The following is a 22287-nucleotide window of genomic DNA, read 5'->3' as shown; positions in this document are numbered from 1 at the left end:
GAGTTCACCCAGTCCTGACTAAACCGTTTTGTTTGATCGCCGGGTGGACATTTGATCTGCTTCAGATGATAGAATCAACCAACGGTCAATACCATATTGACGATAGAGATCCGCCACTCAGACTTCGGGCTGGTTCAGAAACTAAAGGCATAGGCTGTCATCGGTGCGGCATGACAAGACCTGAGGCCCAGCCCTTAAGGAGTACCCATGTTTTTGCGTTTCTGGATCATCGGCTGGCTCGCAGCATACCTGTTGTTCAGCGCGCCCACCCGCGCACTGGCCCAAAAGGATACGATTCCGCCCTTGCTGGAAAGCCTGCACCTCGAACAGTCTTTAACCTTTTGTGGCGAGCCTGTCCCGCTGGACGATCCCGATGTGCGTGAGCGTCTCGAGAAGGAGCTCCTGCTCTCGCTCTGGGACCGTGATCAGGCCATTCTATGGCTGAAGCGCTCCACCCGTTATTTTCCAACGATCGAGGCCGCGCTCTCCAGGGCCGGGCTGCCAGATGACCTGAAATACATCGCCCTGGCGGAGAGCGCCCTGCGCCCGCATGCCGGATCGGCGAAGGGCGCCATCGGCTTCTGGCAGTTTTTGCCGGAGACCGCCCGACGTTATGGCTTGACGGTCAATGAATCCATCGACCAACGTCGGAACCTCGACGCCTCGACCAGGGCGGCGGCGGCGTATTATACGGAGCTGTTTAATAAATTTGGCTCCTGGAGCCTCGCGGCAACGGCATTCAACATGGGGGAAGAGGGTCTGCAGGCGGAAATTCTGGCCCAGCACGTCAGCAACTTCTATCGTCTTTACCTGTCCCTGGAGACCCAGCGTTACCTCTTCCGGGTTCTTTCGGCGAAACTGATTCTGACGCAACCGGAGCGTTTCGGCTTCCACCTGCAAAAAAGCGACTATTATCCTCCCCTCAGGTTCACGACCATCGATTTGACCAGCTATGAAGAGACCAGCTTGACCGTGGTGGCAGAGGCGGCCCGGACTGATTTCAAGCGGATCAAGGATTTGAACCCGGAGTTGCGCGGACATTATCTGGCCGCGGGAACCTACCGTTTAGCCCTCCCCGAAAAGACCCCGCCGGGATTTAAAGAACGCTTCCAGAAGCTGCACGCAGAATGGCGACAGAAGCGGCAGGAGCGGATTTATATTGTCCAGCCGGGAGATAACCTCTCAACCATTGCCGATCAATTTCGCGTCCCTCTGGCCGCGATCCTGATCTGGAACCGCATCGACCTCAACAGCCCGCTGCACCCAGGCGATCGTCTGATTATCCACCAGCCAGAAGAGCCCGCCGAAAATCCCTGAGGCCAGAGCCTTACCACGTCAAAGATTTCACGAACTCCTGACACATTAATAACAAAACAGAAACATTGACCCCTTAGCCTCAGCCAAACCTCAAGCAGGGAGGTTATTGGTGTTTGTCTGGATCTCCATTTCTCCTCTGCACGGAACTGACCCCGCCGAGGCTGATAACAAACAAAAATTTACAATCAGCTGACTTTTACTTGCTCGGAGGAACGCCTCAGGATGCTTTCCCCGGATCAGGAGGAGAAGAGGTCAGGCGAAGGTGATGATAAAAAAATTTGTATGCAGGAAAAGTTCTAACCTGATGCTCACCGAATCCTAACATTACTGGCCATAATGGCCACTGTAAGACAATCGACAACCACAAATATTGCTATCAAGGAGATTAACCCTGATGAAAAAAGGTACCCAGTTCTTCAAGATTCTACTGATGACGCTGACTGTCTGCAGTCTGTTTGTCACCGTCCCCATGACACCAGCGCATGCCGCCACCACCATCAACGGTGCAGGCGCGACCTTCCCCTTCCCGGTCTATGGTCAGTGGGCTTATCTCTACGAAAAAGAGACCGGAGTGCGTCTCAACTACCAGTCGATCGGTTCGGGCGGCGGGATCAAGCAGATCAAAGCCAAGACCGTTGACTTTGGCGCGTCCGATGCGCCGCTTACCGCCGAAGCCTTGAACGCCGCAGGCCTGATGCAGTTCCCGATGATCATGGGTGGTGTCGTCCCGGTGGTGCATGTCGAAGGGATCAAACCGGGGCAACTGCGCCTTTCGGCCGATCTGCTCGCCGACATTTATCTGGGTAAGATCACCAAGTGGAACGATGCCAGAATCGCAGCCGAAAACAAAGCACTGAAACTCCCCAACCAGGATATCACCGTAGTCCATCGTGCCGATGGTTCCGGGACCACCTGGATCTTCACCAACTACCTGACCAAGGTCTCTCCGGCCTGGGCGAGCAAAGTCGGCAATGATAAAGCCGTGGCCTGGCCTGCCGGTGTCGGCGGTAAAGGGAACGAAGGAGTTGCCGCTTATGTCCAGCGCGTCAAAGGCTCAATCGGTTACGTCGAATACGCTTACGCCCTGCAGAATAAAATGAACTATGTCCTGCTGCAAAACCATGCCGGTCAGTTCGTCGCACCGACCAGCGAAGCCTTCCAGGCAGCCGCCGCCAACGCCGACTGGGCACATGCCGCAGGTTATTACATGGTCCTGACCGATCAGCCCGGGGCGCAGAGCTGGCCGATCACCGGCGCTTCGTTCATTCTGGTCTACAAGGATCAGGCGAACCCGCAAACCGCCAAGACGGTCCTTGACTTCTTCGCCTGGTGCTACAAAAATGGTCAGCCGACTGCGCTGAAACTTGATTATGTGCCGATGCCGGAAGCTGTCATCACCATGGTTGAGAAAACCTGGGCCAAGGATATCCGTGCCAAGGGTCAGCAAGTCTGGAAATAACGGATTCACCGTTCGATCCCTTAAGCGGGAAGAAACTCACTCGTAAATAGATGTAAAGTCGGCATGAAGCGGATCAATCCAGCTTCATGCCGGCTTGTTTCCGTTCGGTGGAACCGGGGAATATCGAAGAATTATCCGCCGCGCGCGTGGAACCAAACCTAACCTTTACATAAGGGTCCCTGATGGAACTGCATCGGCAAAAAAACTTTGATCCAGCCTTCCGCTGGATTGCGACTCTCAGTGGCGTGCTGGTTCTGATTATAGTCGTCGGTATTTTTTGGGAACTGATCCGCGGTTCTCAACTCTCTCTGGCCAAATTCGGAATCGGCTTTCTCTTTTCCCAGGCATGGAATCCGGTGACGGGGGATTTTGGTGCAGCGAGCAGTATTTTTGGCACCCTGGTTTCAACCGCCATCGCCATGTGTATTGCCGTGCCGCTGAGCTTGATCATCGCCCTGTTTCTGGTTGAACTGGCTCCGCCCTGGCTCAGCCGCTTTGTCGGTGCGGCCATCGAACTTCTGGCGGCCATTCCCAGTATCATCTTCGGCATGTGGGGCCTGTTCGTCTTCGCCCCGTTTATGGCCGATTATGTGCAGCCGTTTCTGGCCAGAATCGGTGGCGGCCTGCCCTTTTTCAGTGGCGCAAAAATGGGGATCGGCATGCTCACCGCCGGGATCATCCTGGCCTTGATGATCCTCCCTTTTATAACGTCTGTGACCCGCGCTATCTTTCTGATGGTACCGGCGGTGGTCAAGGAGTCGGCCTACGGCATGGGCTCAACAACCTGGGAGGTCAGCCGCAAGGTCACCATCCCCTACGGAATTCAGGGGATTCTCGGCGCCTGCTTCCTCGGTCTGGCCCGGGCCATCGGCGAGACCATGGCGGTCACCTTCGTCATCGGCAACCGCCACGAAATTTCCGCCTCACTCTTCTCAGCCGCCAACAGTATCGCCTCGACCCTGGCCAATGAATTCAACGAGGCCTCCGAACCGATCTACCTCAGTTCGCTGGTCGAGCTTGGACTGGTGCTGTTTGGGGTCACCTTCCTGCTGGAGCTGCTGGCACAGTGGTGGTTAAAACGGACCAAAAGCAAGATGGGGGTGGCCTGATGAGAGAACGCTCGATGGTTGGACGACGCCTCAGGGACCTGCTGGTTCGCTGCCTGGCGAGTCTGGCGGCCTTTGTCGGGATCGCCTTTCTGGTTTGGATCCTGTATGTGGTCCTGGCCCACGGCATCAGCGCCATAAACTGGGATTTCTTTACCGAGAATCCGGCCCCTCCAGGAATGGCTGGTGGGGGTGTCGCGAGCGCAATCGTCGGCACCCTGGTCATGACCGGTCTGGCGATGTTGATCGGGGTGCCGACGGGACTGATGGCCGGGGTTTACCTCGCCGAATTCGGCCAGCATACCCGCCTGGGGGGATGGGTCCGCTTCACCACCAACATGCTGATGGGAACACCGTCGATTATCATCGGTATCTTCGTCTACATCATCATCGTTGTACCGATGAAAAACTTCTCCGGCTACGCCGGCGCCGTCTCACTGGCGATCATCATGCTGCCGGTGGTCACCCGGACCACCGAGGATATGCTCAACCTGGTCCCGAGCGCGTTGCGCGAATCAGCCCTGGCCCTGGGCGCACCCCGCTGGAAAGTGACCCTGAACGTGGTCTTCCGCGCCGCCCGCAACGGTCTGGTCACCGGCATTCTGCTTGCGGTCGCCCGGGTCAGCGGTGAAACCGCCCCGCTGCTGTTCACCGCCCTCAACAGCCCCTACTGGATTTCATCACTCAACGAACCGACGAGTAACCTGACGGTTACCATCTTTAACTACGCCATGTCCCCTTATCCCGACTGGCAAGCCATGGCCTGGGGGGCCTCCTTTCTGATCACGGCGGGGGTGCTCGGTGCTACCATCTTCACCCGTTCCCTGTTGTGGTTCTGGAGTCATAAATAATGGATAAAACAACAACTCAGACGAATAACCCAACCCCGATCGATGAGCCTCAATCCTCGGTCATATCGGCCCGGTCTGCCGCGCGGCCGGAGAAAAAGCCCGAGGTGAAGATCTCGGTGCGCAACCTCAATTTCTACTACGGCGAAAATCAGGCATTGACTGATAATAACCTCGACATCGCCAGCAACAAGGTCACTGCTATCATTGGACCTTCAGGTTGCGGTAAATCAACTCATCTGCGCACCTACAACCGCATCTTCCAGCTCTATCGCCATCAACGTGTCAGCGGCGAAATTCTGCTCGACGGCAAGAATCTGCTTGATCCCGATTGGGATATTCTGGAATTGCGGCGCCGCGTGGGGATGATTTTTCAGAAACCGACCCCCTTCTCCATGAGTATCTTCGATAATGTCGCCTATGGGCTGCGCCTGCATTACCGCATGAGCCGCAGCGAACTGCAGGGCCGCATCGAAACCGCTCTGCGTCAGGCGGCGCTGTGGGAAGAGGTCAAGGAGAAACTCGACAAGCCGGGTCTGGCGCTCTCCGGTGGCCAGCAACAACGGCTGTGTATCGCCCGAGCGATCGCCGTTGAGCCGGAAGTCCTGCTGATGGATGAACCGACCTCGGCCATCGATCCGGTGGCGACTGCCAAGATTGAAGATTTGATCGCTTCGCTCAAAGACAACTACACCATCGTCATCGTCACGCACAACATGCAACAGGCTGCGCGGATCTCAGACTATACGGCCTTCTTTTATCAGGGGCTGATTGTCGAGTTCGGACCGACGACGAAAATCTTTACCAACCCGGCCAAAAAACAGACCGAGGATTATGTTACCGGCCGTTTCGGCTGATCTGACATCATGAAAGGATGGAGGGCATGACCGCTTTAATGCAAAAAGAGCTTGATACACTTAAAAAAATGCTTTTATCCCTAAGCGCCGAGGTCGAAGGACGCGTTATTCAGGCGGTTCAAGCACTGTTGACCCGAGATCGCAAATTGGCGGGAAAGGTTAAGGGCGGGGACGCAATAATTGACAATCTGGAAGTCGCCCTCGAGGAAGAATGCCTCAAGGTTTTGGCTCTGCACCAGCCGGTGGCGACCGACCTGCGTTTTATTGTTACGATCTTGAAGATCAATAACGATCTTGAGCGCGTCGCCGATCTGTCTGTAAATATTGCACAGCGATCGATCGATTTAGACAATGAACCCCGCCTGAAGTGCCCCTACGACATTGCGACCATGGCCGAACTGGTTGAAAAAATGCTCAAGATGGCCCTCGACTCCCTGGTAGAGAGAGACACCGATTTGGCCCGCCAGACGATCCATCTCGACGATGATGTCGATAAAATGCACAAGGCTAACTTTACCAACGTCAAAGAAGCAATCCGGCAAGATCTGAACAATCTTGATGGTTTGGTCCTCTATCTTTCGATTTCACGCTATCTGGAACGAATGGCCGATCTGGCGACTAATATCGCTGAGGATGTTGTCTACCTGGTTGATGGCGATATCATCCGCCACGGTGGCATCCAGACGAGTGTTTAACCGACAAGGGCCACCAGTATCTGGTGGCCCTTGTCATTTGTGCTGAACGGGGAATGCCCGCCTATTCTTTGTGATGGCAGGTATCACACGCAGTCGGACCACCATTCTTGATGTGACAGTTGCGACACTGGCGATGAAAAGCATGTTTCACGCTCGGCACCCCCCGTTTAACGCCATGACAATCACGACAGCCCCCGGCCTCGACCCCCATGTGATGACAGTCGGTGCAGCCATTGACCGCCGACTGATGTGCCTGGTGATGAAACAGCACATCCCCCTGCGGCGTCTTCATCTTCACGATCACCGGTGGGTCAAAGGCCAATGCAAGAGTGGCGCACAACAACAGACCGATACCGCATAACAAGCTTGTCCGAATCATCATTAATCACTCCACAGCAGTCAACGTAAAATCGAGATGCTTGGCTCATCTCGATAACGGCAGATCATTTCAACTTCCAGGTTGTCCCACGTGGCGTGTCGAGCAGCAGGATACCGCGAGCATCGAGTTCGTCACGAATTTCGTCGCCGCGGGCGTAATCCTTGTCCGCCCGCGCCTGCAGGCGTGCCGTGATTGCTGCCGCGATCTCGCTGAGATTAATCCCCAAATCGGCCAAACCGGCAACTTTCTGTTGCGTTAACCAGGACTCTGGATCGATCTGCAGAATCCCCAGTACCCCGGCATAGCACCGGATGCGCTGCAGCAGATCGGCGACTGTGGCTACCAAGCCCCCTTGTTTACTGAACTTTTTGGTCGCGACCAGCCGGTTTATCGTGCGCACCGCTTCAAACAGATGGCCGATGGCCAGCGCGCTGTTGAAATCATCGTCCATCGCGGCACGGAAATTCTCTTCAAGCTTTGTACCATCTTCCGCAGGGCTTGCGGCATCCGCTCCGGCAATGGCTTCATCGCCGGCGAGCAGGGCCTCATAGAAGCGACTGAGCCCGCTTTCGGCCTCGATCAGATTCTGATCGGAAAAATCGATCGGCGAACGATAGTGCGCGCTCAGGATAAAGAAGCGCAGCACCTCGGGGTTATAGCGTTTAAGGATGTCGCGAATGGTGAAGAAGTTGCCGAGGGACTTGCTCATCTTCTCCTGATTGATATTAACGAAGCCGTTATGCAGCCAGTAGTTGACGAAGGGTTTGCCGCTCGCCCCTTCGGACTGGGCGATCTCGTTTTCATGGTGCGGGAAGATCAGATCTCGACCGCCGCCATGGATATCGAAAGTCTCACCCAGCAGCGAGGAACTCATCGCCGAACATTCAATATGCCAGCCGGGGCGTCCTGGCCCCCAGGGGGATTCCCAGCTTGGTTCATCCGGTTTGGCGGCTTTCCAGAGTGCGAAGTCCATCGGATCTTGCTTCTGCTCCCCCGGCGCGATGCGCGCCCCGGCCTGCATCTCATCCATTTTGCGTTTGCTGAGTTTGAGATAATCAGGAAACTTGTTGACGCTGTAGTAAACGTCGCCACCCGACGCGTAGGCGAGCCCCTTGTCGATCAACTTCTGACAGATCTCAAGAATCTGCGGAATATACTCCGTCGCCTTCGGCTGATGGGTCGGCAGCGCCAGCCCCAGGGTCGCCATATCCTCATCAAAGGCCTGAATAAACTCCTCGGAGAGCGCCTTGCTGCTGATACCGCGTTCGTTGGCGCGCTTGATGATCTTGTCATCGACATCGGTGTAATTGCGCACATAGATGACATCAAAACCGGCAAACTGCAGGTAGCGGTAGATGATGTCGAACACGATATTGGCGCGCGCATGGCCGATATGACAGTAGTCATATACCGTCACGCCACAGACGTACATTTTGACCTTACCCGGCTCCAGGGGGACAAAATCTTCTTTTTTCCCTTTAAGGGTGTTGTAAACCCGTAAACTCATCTTAAATCTCCAAGCCTGTTAATTTCCGCCGCCCCTGCTGTCGCGCAGGGTGACCGTGCGGTTGAACACCGGTTGACCGGCGCTGGATTCCTTGCTGTCGACACAGAAATATCCGACCCGCTCAAACTGAAAGGTCTCACCGCACCTGACGTTCAGCAGACTGGGTTCAGCCAGAGCTTCGACCAACTGGCGTGAGGCCGGATTCAGGGCCTGCAGGTAGTTCTCAGCCTTGTCAGGGTTCTCCTGGCTGAATAACCGGTCGTAGATACGCACCGGCAGGCGCTGCGCCTGTGCGGCCGACACCCAGTGGATAATCCCTTTGACCTTGTGCCCGTCTGCCGGGTTTTTGCCCAGGGTGTCAAGGTCAGCGCTGCATTTCAGTTCAATGACTTCGCCGCTCGCATCTTTGACGACCTCATCGCAGCGAATGATATAAGCATTACGCAACCGGACCTCACAGCCCGGGCCGAGCCGGAAGAATTTCTTCGGCGGTTCCAGCATAAAGTCTTCACGCTCGATATAGAGTTCATGACTGAAAGGGATCATCCGGCTGCCGAGCTCCGGCTGTTGCGGATGATTGGGCGCCTGCAGCTCTTCAAGGTGATCGGCCGGCAGGTTGGTGATGGTGACTTTCAGTGGATCAAGCACTGCCATGCGTCTTTGGGCGGTCTCGTTCAAGACCTCACGGACCGTCTCTTCGAGCACTGACATCTCGATCCACGAATGGGCCTTGCCGACCCCGATCTTGTCGCAGAAATTACGAATCGCAGCCGCCGGATAACCGCGCCGTCGCATTCCGGAAACAGTCGGCATCCGTGGGTCGTCCCAGCCTTCAACATGCCTGTCGTTGACCAGTTGCAGCAGCTTGCGCTTGCTCATCACGGTATACGAAAGATTCAAGCGCGCGAATTCGATCTGCTGCGGCGCGTGAATCTCGAGCTCCTGCAGAAACCATTCGTAGAGCGGGCGGTGATCGGCAAACTCGAGGGTACAGATCGAATGGGTCACCCCTTCGATGGAGTCCTCCTGGCCGTGCGCGAAATCGTACATCGGGTAGATGCACCATTTATCCCCGGTGCGATGGTGATGGGCATGCAAAATGCGGTACATCGCCGGATCACGCAGGTTCATGTTGGGCGCAGCCATGTCGATTTTGGCGCGCAGAATATGGGCACCGTCGGCAAACTCGCCACTCTTCATGCGTTCGAACAGCTCGAGATTCTCCTCCACACTGCGCTCACGATAAGGGCTGGCGATGCCGGGCTCGGTCAGGGTGCCGCGCTTGGCGCGCATCTCTTCGGCGCTCTGGCTGTCGACATAGGCCTTCCCGGCTTTGATCAGAAGCAGGGCCCACTGGTAAAGCTGATTAAAATAATCGGAGGCAAAATAAAGATGCTCCCCCCAGTCGAAGCCGAGCCATGCCACGTCGGCCTTGATCGACTCGACATACTCCAGCTCCTCTTTGGACGGATTGGTATCGTCGAAACGCAGGTGACAGCGCCCGCCGTAGCTCTGGGCGAGGCCGAAGTTAAGACAGATACTCTTGGCGTGACCGATATGCAGATAGCCGTTCGGCTCGGGCGGAAAGCGGGTAATCACCTGCTGACGACGGCCAGTGGCGAGATCTTCATCGATGATGGTGCGGATAAAATTACTGGTCGGTTCCTGGCTCATCCTGGTCATTCTCACTTCAGGCAACTCCGGCAGCAGTGCCGGAGATTTTGTAACTTAAACAATTCATGACAGCTAAGTGTGGCAGTATCTCTGGCACAAGGCGGGTTGGGCAAGGGAAAAATCCAGGGGGCTGACTAACTTTTACGCACAAGGACCACAGCATGCGCCGAAATGCCTTCTTTTCGCCCTTCAAAACCAAGGGTTTCCGTGGTCGTCGCCTTCACATTCACCTGGTCTGGTGCAACCCCGCAATCTTCGGCAATATTCAGGCACATCTGAGGGATATGCGCTGCCAGTTTCGGTTGCTGACAAAGGATGGTCGCATCCAGATTGCCCAGCACATACCCTCTCCCATGCAGCAAGGCAACCACCTGCCGCAACAGCACGCGGCTGTCGATCCCCTTGAAGGCAGGATCGGTATCGGGAAAATGCTTGCCGATATCGCCCGCGGCCAGGGCCCCGAGCAGCGCATCACAGATAGCGTGCAACAGGACATCGGCATCCGAATGACCGAGCAGACCCAGTTCATGAGGGATATCGACCCCCCCCAGGATCAACCTGCGGCCGGCAACCAGCCTATGCACATCAAAACCGTGACCGATCCGCATCATTTTTTTCTCCCCAGAGTCAACAAGGCCTCGGCGATCAGCAGATCCTCCGGCGTGGTAATTTTGATATTGCGATAATCCCCTTCGACCATCGCCACCGAGAGGCCAAGACGTTCGACCAGCGAGGCATCATCGGTCCCGCAAAAATCATCTTCGGCGGCCTTCTGGTAGGCCTTCCACAGAATGTCAAAGCGGAAGGCCTGGGGGGTTTGCACTTGCCACAAACGGCGACGATCTGGAGTCCCCAGGATGAGTCCGTTCTCCACCTCTTTGATCGTGTCCTTGACCGGCACCCCCACCACAGCTCCACCTTTTAGCACCGCCAGCTCGACCAGGATAGTGATCAATTCAGGATTCAGCAGGGGACGCACCCCATCATGCACCAGGACGACCGAATCGGATGCTGTCCCGGACAGACGCAATTGCTGCAGACCATTACGGACCGAATCCTGACGCTCTTTACCGCCGGGAATGATCCCAGCCAGTTTGGGCAGGTCAAGCTGCGGGAGAATCTCGTTGGTAAAAAAAGGAATTTCATCCGCCGGTATAATCGGATAGATACGACTGATTGCGGGGTGCTGTTGAAACAACTCCAGGGTGCGCGCCAGAATCGGACGACCGCCAAGCTCAAGGTATTGTTTGTTGATTGCTGCGCCCATGCGCCGCCCCATGCCCGCAGCAGGGACCAAAACTGTTGTGTTCATCTTTTGCCCACAAAAAAAGGAACGATCTCTCGTCCCTGTTTATGCCGCTCGAAAAAGGAAGACCAGGCCCTGTAGCACCCGGTCTTAATCTCGCCTAGCTGAAAGCGGCCTCAGTGAAAAATCTGCTCCAGTTGGTCGATGACAGATTCTTCCTTGGACCCTTGCGAAAGAGCCACCTCGGTCACCAGCAGACGCCGCGCCTGCTCCAGAACCTTCTTCTCACCATAGGAAAGATCTTTGTTGTCACTGATCAGGTAGAGTTCACGCAGGACTTCGGCGACTTCGTGGAGATCACCCGACTTGAGTTTGTCTTGATATTCACGCTGTCGGCGGCTCCAGGAAGCGATTTTGCCACCCACCCCCGGAACGCCAAGGACGTCAAAAACCGCAGGGATGTTCTTGCGCTCTATCAGGCCACGCATTCCAACGTTTGCTACGTTATTGGTGGGTACCATGATCGTCATATCGCTACCGACGATGCGCAGCACATAAAAACTCTGGCTATGGCCAGAGAATTCGCGAGTCTCAATATCTTCGATAACCCCTACCCCTTGAGTCGGGTAGACTGCCATGTCCCCTTTTTTAAACAATAGCTTTCTCCTTTTGCAAAAACATAGCATATCATGGCAGCCCCCGATGGTCAAGGAATATGGGCTGTTACGAAGAGATAAAACGCTTTTTCTCTGCAGGGTTACCCCGGTTCATGCTAGAATGCGATCTCATTTTTCAATCCTAAATCCACCCCGGAGAAATGACCCCAATGATCCGATTTCTCTTGCTGCTGCTCCTGTTCTTCCCGACGCTCACCCATGCCGCTGATTTGCCCACACAATTGCAATTTGCCGACAGCCTGGCCAGCGAGGGTGATCACTATCGCGCTATCACCGAATACAAGCGCTTTCTCTTTTTGAATCCTGATTCCGAGCTGCGACCGCGTGCGCAACTTTCCATTGCTAAAAACCTGCTTGCCGGTCACCGCTGGAGCCAGGCCGACAACAGCCTTGAAGAGCTGTTTCGCCTTTATCCACAAAGCCCTGAAGCCGCCAAGGGGCGGCGCATATATGCCGACAGCGCCTATGAGAGGGGTGAGTTCGGCCTGGCGCGCGAACGTTATCGTGCCCTCTTGAAAGAGGTCACCGATCCCCCAACCATCAATTACGCCAATTTTCGCATCGGCTGGTCCCTGCTCGAACAGGACCGACCGCAGCAGTCAGCCAGGAGCTTCAGCCTGCTACCCGAACCCCAGCGCAATCAATTAGCTACCGACCTTGAAAACTACCAGTCCCTTAAATTAAAATCCCCACGCCTCGCCGGGACCCTGTCCGCGCTGCTCCCAGGGTTAGGTCAACTCTATACCGGTCGCGTGCGGCAGGCGACTCTCGCGTTTCTACTCAACGGCGCCTTTATTCTCGGCGCAGTCGAGGCCATCCATAATCAAAATTATGCGGCCGGGGGAATTCTGCTCTTCTTCGAACTTGGCTGGTACGGCGGCAATATTTATAATGCGACCAACAATGCGCATAAGTTTAATCAACGGACCAAGAACGACTTCAAACACCAGATGCGCTCCCGCCTCAACCTGCAGTTGGGCATGCTCCCGCAAGTACCGATGGTGGTCTTGAATTATCGATTTTAACCTGGACCTTTTGGGTTTTATAAGGAGTCGACATGCGAATCGGCGTCATCGGGGCAGGGGCCCTGGGTCTTTTTTACGGAGCCATGCTACAGCGCGCAGGGCATGATGTCCGATTTTTGCTGCGGAGCGATTTCGAGGCGATCAACGCCCGTGGACTGAAGGTCTTTTCTATTGACGGTGACTTTGAACTCCCGACCATCAAGGGCTACCGAACCTCGGCCGAAATTGGACCGGTTGATCTTGTTTTGATCGGCCTGAAAACCTTTGCGAATCAGCAGTTGATCGAACTGGTCCGGCCGCTGGTTGGTCGGGAGACGGCGATTCTTACCCTGCAAAATGGCGTGGGGAATGAAGACCTTCTGGCGGCGGCCTTCGGTGAGGACAAGGTTCTGGGCGGGGTCGCCTTTCTCTGCAGCAATCGCGGCGAACCGGGCGAAGTCCATCACCTCGGCGAGGGCCGTATCCACCTGGGGGAATGGACCAACCAACCGTCAATCAGGAGTCAACAACTCGCAGCGCACTTTAAAGCGGCAGGCGTTGCCTGCGAAACAAGTGATGACCTGATCCGCACCCGCTGGGAAAAGTTAGTCTGGAATATCCCTTTCAACGGGCTTTGTGCCTTAACCGGCAAGACGGTAACCGAATTGCTGCAACACCCGCCAACTCGGCAACTGATAGCGAGCATGATGCACGAGGTGATCAGGGCAGCGAATCAGCAGGGGCTCAAAATTGCGATTGAGGCTGAGCCCTTTGTCGAGCACATGCTTGCCTTCAGCGATCCCATGACCGGCTATCGACCGAGCATGATGATCGACCGCCTCGAAGGCCGCCAACTGGAACTCGAAGCGATCTACGCCATCCCGCTGCAACGCGCCCTGACCGCCGGCACTCAGATGCCGCAGGTCGATATGCTCTATCGCCTGTTGTCGGTTGGCGAACAGTTCCAGTCTCCCAGGCTTCGCACCCCCTGAATCACCACCGGAAGGACGACGTACAGAACCTAGTACACAGGGCTCCAAGATCACCGCACTCCAATAAATTTTGCGCATACCTTTCGTCGTGGGGATCGAGCTCAAGATGTTCTTTGTGGTTCCAAACCGGACATTTTAGGCGTTTCAGCCTCCTCACCCTAAGTGCGTGTATGATAGTTTTACTGCTTAAGGTGAGGAGGCTCACGGTTCCCCTCTAAATCAAGGTGAAAGCACCGCTTCGGAATTCAACCCTTATCTACGAGCAGTTCACCACCGACCCCGACCTGTTCGCGACTATTTTCATGCAGAATAACAATAATCTTCTCCTGCGGCAGTGCGTAGGCCTTGACCGCAGCATCAGTGAGATCACGAATAAATTCCCGACGGGTGTCAAGATTGGCTATTTTTGGACCTTCCAGAGTGATTATCGGCATCTGCTGGTTCTCCTTTTATTAGAATTTATCCCGCAGAGTAATCTTCCCCGAACCGGAATGCAACCTGCCAGCAATCCGCTTCAATTTATCCTGCCTCACGTGTTATAAACCCTGACGTTGACAGTAAAAACACCAAGGAGATGCAACATGAGCTGGCTTTCTGGAATAATCGGGGGCGGTATCGGAGCGATGATAGCGGGCCCTTTCGGAGCGTTAATCGGCGCGGCGATCGGCGCCAACATGGGCGGGGGAAATACGCAACCGGGGAACAGTATCGGTTTTTCAAACGCCCAACGCAAGCAGGCGCTCTTCTTCACTGCGGCCTTTTCGATGGTCGGCAAACTGGCCAAGGCCGATGGGCGGGTCTGTGAGGATGAAATCGCGACGATTGAACGCATTTCACGCGAGGCACTGGGCCTTGATGACCAAACACGTAAATTTGCCCTCGGCGTTTTCAGTCGGGCCAAAGACAGCCACGAAAGCTTCGCTGACTATGCCGGGCAGTTCGGAGGCCTCTTCTGGCAGGAACAGCAGTTATGCAGCTTCATGATGAATTTTCTGTTTGAGGTGGCGCTGGCCGATGGCAAACTGCATCCGGCTGAAGAGGAGATGCTGCTGCAGGCCAAGCAAGCCTTTCGCTTGCCCGACAGCGTCTATCAAACAATCCGCAGTCGTCATTCCGGCGCCGGCGCGGCCAGCCCCTTAAGTCTTGAAAAACACTATGCGGTGCTGGGTGTCCCCCAGGGAGCGAGCAAGGCCGAAATCAAAAAAGCCTACCGCCTGAAAGTTTCTGAGTTCCACCCCGACAAGATTGAAGGGAAGGGCCTGCCGCCGGAGTTTATCAAGTTCGCAAATGACAAGGTCTCCGAAATTAACGGTTCATACGATGCGGTTATGAAAACCCTGTAGCACAGGGCTCAACCATCAAAAACCGGGTGCGATTTGCGGGTCAATACTTAGAGGCTGAATAGCTTTCTGCACCAGAGCAGCCCCTTAAAATCTCAATACCTTACCAATTAATTTTTCTCCGGGTGCAAAACCGTCAACAATAATTTCTCCGCTTCTGCAACATAAGGGTCGTCCTTAAGTTTCTCTTTAAGTGAGGGCTCGTCCTTGCTCTCATTCTTCTTCGGCTTCAATCCGCCGTGAGGCGAATCGGACGTGGTGCCTTGAAGATCGAGAAGTTCCTGGCGCTCCTTGATGATCTGCTCCAGTTTGAGCGACTGACGGCTATCTGCACGGCGCTCGTTGGACCTGGCCGCGATCTCGACAATCTCCTTAAATTTCTTCGAAGCAGCGACACGTCTGGCACTTTCGGCTTTGAGCTCTTCAATATTACCAATCGGCTTCGGCCAGGTTTGATACTCGGCACTTTTGATGTGGTCCCAGGGCAGAGCATTCGGCAGGTACTTCTCGCCGCTCTTCAGACCATCAAAGCGTGAGGGGAGAATCACATCAGGGATGACGCCACGCTCCTGAGTCGACTCTCCGCTGATCCGATAAAATTTTTGGATGGTCACTTTCAGGGCACCCAGGGGGAGATATTTCTCCATCCCCTGCAGCCGCACCGCACGATCCAGATCGAGCATCGCCTGCACCGTTCCCTTGCCATGGGTGTGCTCGTCTCCGACGATCAACGCTCGTTTGTAGTCCTGCAAGGCGCCAGCAAAAATTTCGGAGGCCGAGGCGCTGAAGCGATTAACCAGCACCAGTATTGGTCCAGCGTATTCAACCCCGCTGTTCTCATCACTCAGTTCGCGAATATTTCCACCCCGGCTACGAACCTGGACTACCGGTCCCTGGTCGATAAAGAGACCGGTCGTATCGACGGCATCACCAAGAGAGCCACCGCCGTTATTGCGCAGGTCAATGATCAGACCATCTATATTTTGAGCGACCAGCTTCTGGACTTCGGCGCGCATATCATCGGTACAATTGCGCCCGGTCTTGCCGGTGTAATCCCGGTAAAAGGAGGGAACCTTAAGATAACCGAAGCGGGTCTTGCTCGCCTCATCAACCAGCAGCTCCCCTTTAACAAAGGTCTCCTCAATTTCAACGATATCGCGCACAATCGGCACTACCAGCTGACGTCCGTCCGGTTTCTTCACGGTCAGACGCACTTCAGTCCCCTTTTTACCCCGGATCAGGGTAACTGCGTCACGGATACGGGTGTCGGTAATATCAACCGGTTCCCCCTTCGCCCCTTCGGCAACCTTCAAGATGATGTCATCTGCTTCGAGGTGACCCTGACGATAAGCGGCACTGCCGGGAATGATCTTCACGACCTTGATGTAGCCGTCATCTTCACGCAAGGTGGCGCCGATCCCTTCAAGGGACCCGCTCATACTGATGTCAAAATCTTCCTTACTGGTCGGCGCCAGGTAGTCGGTATGTGGATCATAGGCACGCGCTATGGAGTTAAGATAGCGGTCGTAGTGATCCTCGGTGGTCTCTTCGAGCATCCGATCGAGACTGCTGAGCTGACTCTTCAACACCTTTTTTCGTGCTTCGCCACGCAGCCGCTTCTGCACTTCTACGCTCGCCTTGGCTAACGCCTGCGGGTCGGTGGTTTTGAGTTCATCTTCGAGCAACCCAAGATAACGGTTGATCGTCTGATATTTCAGAATCTGCCGCCAGCGTTCATGCAGTTGCTCAGCATTTTCAACATAGTCGATTTTTTCCGGATCGGTTTCAATCTTATCGACCCGCTCAAAATCAAAACCCTTGGCCAGAATTTCAGGACAAATCGCTTTAACTTGTGTGATCCGTCGATCAAGCAGCCGCTCCCCCAGCTCCGGCAGATCGAGACGACCAGTACGCAGCGCATCATCAATGAGCAGTTTGTACGCCGACAGTTCCTTGATATCATCCTTCAGCAGAAAACGTTTCTGGCCATCAAGCTGCTTGAGGTAAAGATCGTACGCCGCCTTTGACAGATTATCGTCGAGCGCCTTATCGCTGTAATGATGACGGCTCAACTCCTGCTCAATCATATGACCGAGCAGCCGCGCCCGGTTAGTATCAAAACTAGGTGCGGCAAAGACCTGTGTCGTGCCGAGCAGAAGCAACAGGCTGGCCAACATCAGGTTGCGGATTCGGGTTTGTATTTTAAAACGCTGCATGGTGGATTAAATCCTTCCGGTGATGCCGATAAAAATAACTTAAAAAGCTGTTCAGTGACGATAAGGGCTCAGGTGAATTTCGCCGACATCGATAAGTCGGTCTTTAACTGTCGCCAGACATCCAGACTCTCCGTTTCCCAAGAGTCCGTAGGGCTCCCCGGCAATCGGTTGCCCACGGGTGCGGGTGCGTGCCGCCAGACAATAACGGCCGAGGGTGGGGACGAAGAGCTGAAACCGACCATCCGCACCGACCACTGCGGAGGTGAAATCGGGCATTCGTCTGAAATCAAGATTGGCATAGGCCAGCGCAAAAGCTCCCGGCAGCGGCTTTCCGGCCGCATCCAGGAGGAGTCCGGTGAACCCTGTTTTCCCCTGACTGAGACTGCTGCCGCGCAGCATCACCGGTTGACCGGCCTGCACCCCCCGCAGTTGAAAGTCGGCTCGGCTGATGCGGGCGCTGACGACCTGCAGCGGATTTTGACCAAACAGTCCCCAGGCATCTCCCGCCTGGGGTGGCCCCGCCTCGCCGCCAGCTTTTCGCCAGCGCGCTATCAGATAATAGGAGCCGTTTACCAGATCAAGATAATAGTGTCCATTCTTATCAGTGCGCGCGCCGAAATCTGCCGGGCCGCGCAAGCTGCTGCTGGTATTACGATAGGCGTACACCCAGGCTCCGGAAACCGGATGACCTGCGCGATCGGTCACCTGTCCGCTGATTCCGGTCGGGTGTGCAATGTCGCTTACAGGGGAATTCACGGCGGGAACACAGCCACTCAGAAGCAGGACGAGGATCAGAAGAGAATGGAAGATTTGTTTCATGCGTCAATATACCATTAGAAGTGTCTATGCAACAGCAGAAGCTGCATGCTTTTTTCCAGATTCAAAACCAGCCTGTTAATCAATCCGGTTTAGTCGACCCCCCGCCATAAAGGATTTGACATTTTCGCTGGCAACCCGCATCAAACGCTGCCGCGCTGCGCCTGTCCCCCAGGCGATGTGCGAAGTCAACAGAGCGTTCGGGGCATCCAGGAGCGGGTGATCCGCCGGCGGAGGTTCTGTCCCCATCACATCGGCGCCATAACCGGCCAGAAGTCCGTCTTTTAGTGCTGCGGCAACCGCCATTTCATCAACCAGCAATCCGCGCGCGGTGTTGATCAGCAGGGCGCCGGGCTTCATCCGTGTGATAAAATCTGCATCGACCAGCGTCCGGGTCCGGGGATTCAGAGGGCAGTGAAGTGATATCAGATCACTGCAGTCGACCAGCTGGTCGAGCCCGACAAACCGGACCTGCGGCCAGGCCTCGCGATAGTTTTCAGGGTGAGTGGTGTAGACCTGGAGCTGCATCCCGAAGGCTTGCGCCACCCGCGCGACCTCGCGCGCAATCTGACCGAATCCAATCAGCCCGAGGTTCAATCCGGCCAGCTCAAGCAGGGGACGATCGATGAAACAGGGCTCAGCGCTGCGACTCCAGGCACGATTATGCACCAGCTCGTCATGGTGCCGCAATTGATGAGCAAGGCCCAGCATCAGGGCGAAGGTCATCTGACAAACCGAGGCCGAACTATAGCCGGGAATATTGGCCACGGCGATGTGCCGCTTACGACAGCAGTCGACATCCACCACATTAACCCCGGTGGCCAGTACGCCAACGTAGCGCAACGCCGGCAACTGCTCCAGCTCGGGCTGCAGCAGCAGGACCTTGTTGGTCAGCAGTATCTCGGCCCCCTGTGCGCGCTCGAGCAGCTCGTGCGGGGCGGTGCGCGGATAGACCTGCAACTCACCGCAGGTTTCCAGCTCATCCCAGCTCAGATCTCCAGGATTCGCAGCATGACCGTCGAGCACAACAATTTTCATTATTCCATCCCCTGTCGATAATTGAACTTGCTCGTCCCTGGCGGATCGCTGCGCCGACGCACGGCATCCAGAACATCCTTACCCGCCTTGGAGAGCGCGCCGAGATGTGAAAGATCGACCACAAACTGGCGACAGCCGAAGCTTTCGAGTTCGGTCTGATCGGCACTAAACGAGAAGTCGGTCAGACTGTCGAGGCTGGTGACCCCCTGCTTCTGCTGGACGCGATAGGCATCGCCGCGATCGCTGACGACCGGTTGACCCGCTTTCAATTGGCGGATCTCGATCCGCGAGCGCAACAGCGGAACGCTGGCGTAGATCGTCAACGCCACACCGATCCCGGCATTACGCCGCAGCAGATCGGCCATGTTATCGCGATCATCCTCGATATAAAGTTCGGCTTCGGTAATCCCCAGTTCACGCCAGGCAAGCAGCGCCTGATGATTAAGGGAGAAGAGACGGAAGCTGCTGTAGAGCTGGACCCCATCGAGCTGGTCGAAGAGCGGAAAATCGCCCAGATTATTGAGTCGGAAGCGGCAGAACCCCTGCTGATAAAGCTGTTGCACCATCTGCTGCAAGGCGTTCCAGTCGGCACCAATCAGGATAAAGGGGAGGTCCCAGATGACCTGATCGGCGCGCTTGCGCAGAACGGTCGCCCCATGCAGGTTGGCCGCGTTGAGGGTCAACATCACCTGGTCGACCCCGACCTCCTGCAAGAGCCTTTGTTCTGAGGGTTCTCGCAGCTGCACGCGCAAGCCTTTGCGTTCACCCGCGCGCGGTGGCGCTGCCGGCAAAAGCGCGGCAAGTGCGGCGCTAACGCTGGCGAGTCGACCGCTCGCCTCCGCCGGCCAACCCAGTTCGACCTCCGCGTAAAACTGGCGCCGGATCTCCTTGAGCCGCTTGGGGGGCACAAACAGATTTTCGGCCACCCGCGCCTGAAGCCGCCGCAAACTGAAAGGGGCCTGATCGGTGGCGACAAAGGTCTTGTGCAGCAGCTGAGTGTCCAGCCCGCGCTCACTGGCCGGGAAGCTCTCAATCGGATAAACCCGCTGCCAGACCTGTCCCCGCCCTTCTGCCTTCAGACTAAGCTCTGTCGAACTGATGTTCACTTCCAGATCGAGCGGCGCGCGTTGGGCGGGGAGCTGTTCCAACTTTTTGCGGCATGCCTGCTCGCTCATACTGAAGGCGGCGCTTGATGAAACCTTGAACACCGAATCACCAATCTTGAACCGATCACTGAACGGGGTCGGCACGCTGACCAGCCCCTTTTCAATGCGGTTGACCTTGCGCGTACCGACCTGCAGACTCCGCAGGGTAAAAGCGGTTCCGGCACGATCAGTGCGCGGCTGAATCCGCAAGCGATCGCCGATCTCGACCGGCCCGCTGCTGTGGAAACTGAGGTTGCGGCCGCTCAAACCTTCGACATCGCCCAGGTACTGTCCGGTCGCACCTTTCACCGCAGGAGTTGCGATATCCTCGGGCTGACTGCCACTGAGAAAACCCCTGGTCGGTTTGCGCCCAAAGCTGGATTTTAAGAGCTGCTTGGCCTCCTCAATCGCAGTTTTTTGCCCATGAGGCGGCGCATCGAGGACCAGTCGATAAGCCCCGACCACATTCTGCACGTACTCGGCGCTCTTCATCCGCCCCTCGATCTTGAGGCTCATCACGCCAGCCTCAAGCAGTTGCGGGACCAGATCAATCGCCGACAGATCATTAGTCGAAAAGTAGTACCCTTCCTGCTGGCGCTGCTGATGCTGACGCCGACATGGCTGGGTGCAGCGGCCGCGATTACCGCTCATCCCGCCCAGAAAGGAAGAGAAATAACACTGCCCGGAGAAGGAAAAACAGAGGGCACCGTGGATAAAGTGTTCCAGTTCGATAGTCGTCTGACGGCGGATTTCGGCGATTTCGACCAGGGTCAGTTCGCGGGAGAGGACCGCGCGGGTGAAGCCCATGCGTTCAAGCATCTGGACCCCGGCGGCGTTATGCACCGTCATCTGGGTCGAGGCATGCAGTTCAAGGCCGGGGAAGAAGTTCCGGACCAGCTGCCAGATCGCCAGATCCTGCACAATGACCCCGTCGATCCCCATCTGCTGCAGGGCACCGAGGGTTTCGACCAGTTGCGGAAGCTCGCGCTCCTTGATCAGAGTGTTCAGGGTGACATAGACGCGGCGGCCCTCACGCCGCACATAGCGGCAGACCAGCTCAAGTTCGCGCAGGGAGAAATTTTTCGCCTTGGCGCGCGCGGAAAACTCTTTCAGACCGACATAAACCGCATCGGCGCCAGCTTCCATCGCGGCAAAAAAGGCTTCAAGACTTCCGGCCGGGGCGAGCAGTTCGGCCCTTTGCGGGGTTGAAATTTTTGCCATCAGTTCTGTTTGTCACTTAATATCTGCGCGATCAACTTCAGATTCGACCCCGGCACATAGCGCCCGTCAACCCAGTACTGCGGGGTGCCGTGGATGCCCAGCTTTTGGCCGAGGAGCTGATGCTCCTTCAGCAGGCCGTTATCCTTATAGTCCGGAAGAGGCTGTGTGTCGAAGACGCCGCCCATCACATCTTCATAAGCGCTTGCCGGATCCTTGGCCGAGAGAATATAAGCTGCTTTCGCTTCAGCATGAGGATGGATATTGAGCGGAAAGAGATAGATATAACGCGTGACATCTTTGCGTCCGGCGAAAAAGGCTGAGCCTTCGCGACAATAGGGGCAATCAGGATCGACGATCTCGATCACCTGATGGGGGCCCTTACCGATCACCAGCGCCTTGTCGAGGGGGAACAGCCCCGCCTTCTGGGTCATTAACTCGGCTTTGGCCTGCTGGGTCAGATTTTTTGCATCGGGCGTCCAGATTTCACCGGTCACCAGATAGCCGCCGGCCGGGACGTAATAAACGATCTCACTCTCATCGACAACAACCTGATAAATCCCGGCGAAGGGACCAGGCGTCACCTTCTGAAATTTAAGCTTCGGATAATCCTGACGCAGAGCCTGGGCAATATCTACCGTCGCCGCCAGCAGAGACTGAGGCAACAGGAGCAACACAAACAGTGGCAGAAAAAAGAAGGCGCGCATAAAAAATCTCTCTTATTTTCTCCATCCTTTCAGATGGTTAGGGTTT

The 22287-nt window shown here is 55.7% G+C and carries 21 protein-coding genes; 9 read left to right on the top strand and 12 right to left on the bottom strand.

From position 1 onward, the window contains the following. The first annotated feature begins 207 nt into the window (after window positions 1-207). The 6 genes from D888_RS0120025 to phoU all read left to right on the top strand — a co-directional run bounded on the left by D888_RS0120025 (window position 208) and on the right by phoU (window position 6282). Window positions 208-1317 carry a lytic transglycosylase domain-containing protein gene (locus D888_RS0120025; protein ID WP_020678361.1) on the top strand — a complete coding sequence of 370 codons (1110 nt, stop codon included), beginning with the start codon at window positions 208-210 and terminating at the stop codon, window positions 1315-1317. A 394-nt stretch (window positions 1318-1711) separates the two neighbouring features. Beyond that, window positions 1712-2776 carry a phosphate ABC transporter substrate-binding protein PstS gene (gene pstS / locus D888_RS0120015; protein WP_020678360.1) on the top strand — a complete coding sequence of 355 codons (1065 nt, stop codon included), beginning with the start codon at window positions 1712-1714 and terminating at the stop codon, window positions 2774-2776. 182 nt (window positions 2777-2958) lie between these two features. Then, window positions 2959-3885, top strand: coding sequence for a phosphate ABC transporter permease subunit PstC (gene pstC, locus D888_RS0120010; protein WP_020678359.1), 927 nt, complete (start codon window positions 2959-2961; stop codon window positions 3883-3885). Further along, window positions 3885-4733 (top strand): phosphate ABC transporter permease PstA, encoded by an 849-nt coding sequence (gene pstA / locus D888_RS0120005; RefSeq protein WP_020678358.1) that lies wholly within the window; start codon window positions 3885-3887, stop codon window positions 4731-4733. Before pstC ends, pstA begins: the two co-directional genes overlap by 1 nt. Further along, window positions 4733-5587: a phosphate ABC transporter ATP-binding protein PstB gene (gene pstB / locus D888_RS0120000; protein WP_020678357.1), complete on the top strand. Its 855-nt coding sequence runs from the start codon at window positions 4733-4735 to the stop codon at window positions 5585-5587. Before pstA ends, pstB begins: the two co-directional genes overlap by 1 nt. A 26-nt stretch (window positions 5588-5613) precedes the next feature. Then, the gene (gene phoU, locus D888_RS0119995) at window positions 5614-6282 is read left to right on the top strand and encodes a phosphate signaling complex protein PhoU (RefSeq protein ID WP_020678356.1); all 669 of its coding nucleotides are present in this window, start codon (window positions 5614-5616) and stop codon (window positions 6280-6282) included. Between the two features lie 61 nt (window positions 6283-6343). On the opposite strand, the gene D888_RS0119990 is transcribed toward phoU, so the two are convergent. The 6 genes from D888_RS0119990 to D888_RS0119965 form a co-directional block, all read right to left on the bottom strand. Then, on the bottom strand, window positions 6344-6664 hold the full coding sequence (locus tag D888_RS0119990; protein ID WP_020678355.1) for a cytochrome c3 family protein: 321 nt from the start codon (window positions 6662-6664) through the stop codon (window positions 6344-6346). A 61-nt stretch (window positions 6665-6725) separates the two neighbouring features. Beyond that, complete coding sequence (gene cysS / locus D888_RS0119985) at window positions 6726-8168, bottom strand: cysteine--tRNA ligase (protein ID WP_020678354.1); 1443 nt, start codon at window positions 8166-8168, stop codon at window positions 6726-6728. Window positions 8169-8186: 18 nt separating this feature from the next. Continuing rightward, window positions 8187-9851, bottom strand: coding sequence for a glutamine--tRNA ligase/YqeY domain fusion protein (locus D888_RS0119980; RefSeq protein WP_026362523.1), 1665 nt, complete (start codon window positions 9849-9851; stop codon window positions 8187-8189). Between the two features lie 125 nt (window positions 9852-9976). After that, window positions 9977-10450 carry a 2-C-methyl-D-erythritol 2,4-cyclodiphosphate synthase gene (ispF, locus tag D888_RS0119975; RefSeq protein ID WP_026362522.1) on the bottom strand — a complete coding sequence of 158 codons (474 nt, stop codon included), beginning with the start codon at window positions 10448-10450 and terminating at the stop codon, window positions 9977-9979. Next, a complete protein-coding gene (ispD, locus tag D888_RS0119970) occupies window positions 10450-11154 on the bottom strand; it encodes a 2-C-methyl-D-erythritol 4-phosphate cytidylyltransferase (protein ID WP_026362521.1) in 705 nt (234 codons plus the stop codon). The genes ispF and ispD overlap by 1 nt, the downstream gene beginning before the upstream one ends. Window positions 11155-11264: 110 nt before the next feature. Continuing rightward, complete coding sequence (locus D888_RS0119965) at window positions 11265-11744, bottom strand: CarD family transcriptional regulator (protein WP_020678350.1); 480 nt, start codon at window positions 11742-11744, stop codon at window positions 11265-11267. A gap of 170 nt (window positions 11745-11914) precedes the next feature. On the opposite strand from D888_RS0119965, the gene D888_RS0119960 reads away from it, so the two are divergent. Both D888_RS0119960 and D888_RS0119955 read left to right on the top strand, forming a co-directional pair. Continuing rightward, window positions 11915-12790, top strand: a complete 876-nt coding sequence (locus tag D888_RS0119960; protein WP_020678349.1) for a tetratricopeptide repeat protein — start codon at window positions 11915-11917, stop codon at window positions 12788-12790. Window positions 12791-12822: 32 nt separating this feature from the next. Continuing rightward, the gene (locus tag D888_RS0119955; RefSeq protein WP_020678348.1) at window positions 12823-13761 is read left to right on the top strand and encodes a putative 2-dehydropantoate 2-reductase; all 939 of its coding nucleotides are present in this window, start codon (window positions 12823-12825) and stop codon (window positions 13759-13761) included. 245 nt (window positions 13762-14006) lie between these two features. Here D888_RS0119955 and dmpI read toward each other — a convergent pair whose 3' ends face one another. Continuing rightward, window positions 14007-14195, bottom strand: coding sequence for a 4-oxalocrotonate tautomerase DmpI (dmpI, locus tag D888_RS0119950; protein ID WP_020678347.1), 189 nt, complete (start codon window positions 14193-14195; stop codon window positions 14007-14009). A gap of 147 nt (window positions 14196-14342) precedes the next feature. On the opposite strand from dmpI, the gene djlA reads away from it, so the two are divergent. Beyond that, a complete protein-coding gene (gene djlA, locus D888_RS0119945; protein ID WP_020678346.1) occupies window positions 14343-15104 on the top strand; it encodes a co-chaperone DjlA in 762 nt (253 codons plus the stop codon). A 107-nt stretch (window positions 15105-15211) separates the two neighbouring features. Here djlA and D888_RS22600 read toward each other — a convergent pair whose 3' ends face one another. The 5 genes from D888_RS22600 to D888_RS22595 all read right to left on the bottom strand — a co-directional run bounded on the left by D888_RS22600 (window position 15212) and on the right by D888_RS22595 (window position 22241). Further along, window positions 15212-17317 carry a carboxy terminal-processing peptidase gene (locus tag D888_RS22600; protein ID WP_020678345.1) on the bottom strand — a complete coding sequence of 702 codons (2106 nt, stop codon included), beginning with the start codon at window positions 17315-17317 and terminating at the stop codon, window positions 15212-15214. A 51-nt stretch (window positions 17318-17368) separates the two neighbouring features. Beyond that, the gene (locus tag D888_RS0119935; RefSeq protein WP_020678344.1) at window positions 17369-18136 is read right to left on the bottom strand and encodes a carboxypeptidase regulatory-like domain-containing protein; all 768 of its coding nucleotides are present in this window, start codon (window positions 18134-18136) and stop codon (window positions 17369-17371) included. Between the two features lie 75 nt (window positions 18137-18211). Beyond that, window positions 18212-19171 (bottom strand): D-2-hydroxyacid dehydrogenase, encoded by a 960-nt coding sequence (locus tag D888_RS0119930; RefSeq protein ID WP_020678343.1) that lies wholly within the window; start codon window positions 19169-19171, stop codon window positions 18212-18214. Beyond that, window positions 19171-21537 (bottom strand): peptidase U32 family protein, encoded by a 2367-nt coding sequence (locus D888_RS0119925; RefSeq protein WP_020678342.1) that lies wholly within the window; start codon window positions 21535-21537, stop codon window positions 19171-19173. Before D888_RS0119925 ends, D888_RS0119930 begins: the two co-directional genes overlap by 1 nt. Continuing rightward, complete coding sequence (locus D888_RS22595; protein WP_020678341.1) at window positions 21537-22241, bottom strand: DsbC family protein; 705 nt, start codon at window positions 22239-22241, stop codon at window positions 21537-21539. Before D888_RS22595 ends, D888_RS0119925 begins: the two co-directional genes overlap by 1 nt. Window positions 22242-22287: the final 46 nt, after the last annotated feature.

The sequence above is a fragment of the Geopsychrobacter electrodiphilus DSM 16401 genome, assembly GCF_000384395.1.
Taxonomy (GTDB): Bacteria; Desulfobacterota; Desulfuromonadia; order Desulfuromonadales; family Geopsychrobacteraceae; genus Geopsychrobacter; species Geopsychrobacter electrodiphilus.
This window is presented reverse-complemented; position numbering and strand designations above follow the sequence as displayed.

What these genes read in the sequence shown, in the direction of transcription:
- ispF (WP_026362522.1), bottom strand. Translation starts at nt 10,450, where the DNA reads ATGCGGATCGGTCACGGTTTTGATGTGCATAGGCTGGTTGCCGGCCGC.
- D888_RS0120025 (WP_020678361.1), top strand. Translation starts at nt 208, where the DNA reads ATGTTTTTGCGTTTCTGGATCATCGGCTGGCTCGCAGCATACCTGTTG.
- pstB (WP_020678357.1), top strand. Translation starts at nt 4,733, where the DNA reads ATGGATAAAACAACAACTCAGACGAATAACCCAACCCCGATCGATGAG.
- pstS (WP_020678360.1), top strand. Translation starts at nt 1,712, where the DNA reads ATGAAAAAAGGTACCCAGTTCTTCAAGATTCTACTGATGACGCTGACT.
- cysS (WP_020678354.1), bottom strand. Translation starts at nt 8,168, where the DNA reads ATGAGTTTACGGGTTTACAACACCCTTAAAGGGAAAAAAGAAGATTTT.
- D888_RS0119960 (WP_020678349.1), top strand. Translation starts at nt 11,915, where the DNA reads ATGATCCGATTTCTCTTGCTGCTGCTCCTGTTCTTCCCGACGCTCACC.
- dmpI (WP_020678347.1), bottom strand. Translation starts at nt 14,195, where the DNA reads ATGCCGATAATCACTCTGGAAGGTCCAAAAATAGCCAATCTTGACACC.
- pstC (WP_020678359.1), top strand. Translation starts at nt 2,959, where the DNA reads ATGGAACTGCATCGGCAAAAAAACTTTGATCCAGCCTTCCGCTGGATT.
- D888_RS22595 (WP_020678341.1), bottom strand. Translation starts at nt 22,241, where the DNA reads ATGCGCGCCTTCTTTTTTCTGCCACTGTTTGTGTTGCTCCTGTTGCCT.
- D888_RS22600 (WP_020678345.1), bottom strand. Translation starts at nt 17,317, where the DNA reads ATGCAGCGTTTTAAAATACAAACCCGAATCCGCAACCTGATGTTGGCC.
- djlA (WP_020678346.1), top strand. Translation starts at nt 14,343, where the DNA reads ATGAGCTGGCTTTCTGGAATAATCGGGGGCGGTATCGGAGCGATGATA.
- D888_RS0119955 (WP_020678348.1), top strand. Translation starts at nt 12,823, where the DNA reads ATGCGAATCGGCGTCATCGGGGCAGGGGCCCTGGGTCTTTTTTACGGA.
- D888_RS0119980 (WP_026362523.1), bottom strand. Translation starts at nt 9,851, where the DNA reads ATGACCAGGATGAGCCAGGAACCGACCAGTAATTTTATCCGCACCATC.
- pstA (WP_020678358.1), top strand. Translation starts at nt 3,885, where the DNA reads ATGAGAGAACGCTCGATGGTTGGACGACGCCTCAGGGACCTGCTGGTT.
- D888_RS0119930 (WP_020678343.1), bottom strand. Translation starts at nt 19,171, where the DNA reads ATGAAAATTGTTGTGCTCGACGGTCATGCTGCGAATCCTGGAGATCTG.
- D888_RS0119935 (WP_020678344.1), bottom strand. Translation starts at nt 18,136, where the DNA reads ATGAAACAAATCTTCCATTCTCTTCTGATCCTCGTCCTGCTTCTGAGT.
- phoU (WP_020678356.1), top strand. Translation starts at nt 5,614, where the DNA reads ATGACCGCTTTAATGCAAAAAGAGCTTGATACACTTAAAAAAATGCTT.
- ispD (WP_026362521.1), bottom strand. Translation starts at nt 11,154, where the DNA reads ATGAACACAACAGTTTTGGTCCCTGCTGCGGGCATGGGGCGGCGCATG.
- D888_RS0119990 (WP_020678355.1), bottom strand. Translation starts at nt 6,664, where the DNA reads ATGATGATTCGGACAAGCTTGTTATGCGGTATCGGTCTGTTGTTGTGC.
- D888_RS0119925 (WP_020678342.1), bottom strand. Translation starts at nt 21,537, where the DNA reads ATGGCAAAAATTTCAACCCCGCAAAGGGCCGAACTGCTCGCCCCGGCC.